The 550-nt window shown below is 53.6% G+C and carries 5 tRNA genes; all 5 read right to left on the bottom strand.

The window, feature by feature from the left end:
- Positions 1 to 51: 51 nt before the first annotated feature.
- The 5 genes from HPK16_RS16585 to HPK16_RS16565 all read right to left on the bottom strand — a co-directional run bounded on the left by HPK16_RS16585 (position 52) and on the right by HPK16_RS16565 (position 498).
- Positions 52 to 125 (bottom strand) — tRNA-Met (locus HPK16_RS16585).
- 18 nt (positions 126 to 143) lie between these two features.
- Positions 144 to 219: transfer RNA gene (locus tag HPK16_RS16580), tRNA-Val, on the bottom strand.
- A gap of 14 nt (positions 220 to 233) precedes the next feature.
- Positions 234 to 305 (bottom strand) — tRNA-Glu (locus HPK16_RS16575).
- 24 nt (positions 306 to 329) lie between these two features.
- Positions 330 to 418: transfer RNA gene (locus HPK16_RS16570), tRNA-Ser, on the bottom strand.
- A 4-nt stretch (positions 419 to 422) separates the two neighbouring features.
- Positions 423 to 498 (bottom strand) — tRNA-Asn (locus tag HPK16_RS16565).
- Positions 499 to 550: the final 52 nt, after the last annotated feature.

Raw genomic sequence — 550 nt, 5'->3', positions numbered from 1 at the left:
TCTCCTGCGTGACAGGCAGGCATGTTAACCCCTACACCACGGAACCACTAATTGCGGGGACAGGATTTGAACCTGCGACCTTCGGGTTATGAGCCCGACGAGCTACCAGACTGCTCCACCCCGCGACGATAATAACAAATAAATGGTGGGGGCTAACGGGATCGAACCGCTGACCCTCTGCTTGTAAGGCAGATGCTCTCCCAGCTGAGCTAAGCCCCCAAATATCTAAAAAATGACCCGTACGGGATTCGAACCCGTGTTACCGCCGTGAAAGGGCGGTGTCTTAACCGCTTGACCAACGGGCCTAACTAATAAAAAGCTACAGAGAACGGAGAGCAAGGGATTTGAACCCTTGAGACAACTTTCGCCGCCTACACGATTTCCAATCGTGCTCCTTCGGCCACTCGGACAGCTCTCCATAATGGCTCCACAGGCAAGACTCGAACTTGCGACCGATCGGTTAACAGCCGATTGCTCTACCAACTGAGCTACTGTGGAATAATACATTGCCCGGCGACGACCTACTCTCACAGGGGGAAGCCCCCTACTA

Source organism: Paenilisteria rustica (assembly GCF_013820765.1).
GTDB classification, from domain to species: Bacteria; Bacillota; Bacilli; order Lactobacillales; family Listeriaceae; genus Listeria_A; species Listeria_A rustica.
Note: the sequence above shows the minus strand (reverse complement) of the source record. Positions and strands in the feature narration are given on the sequence as shown.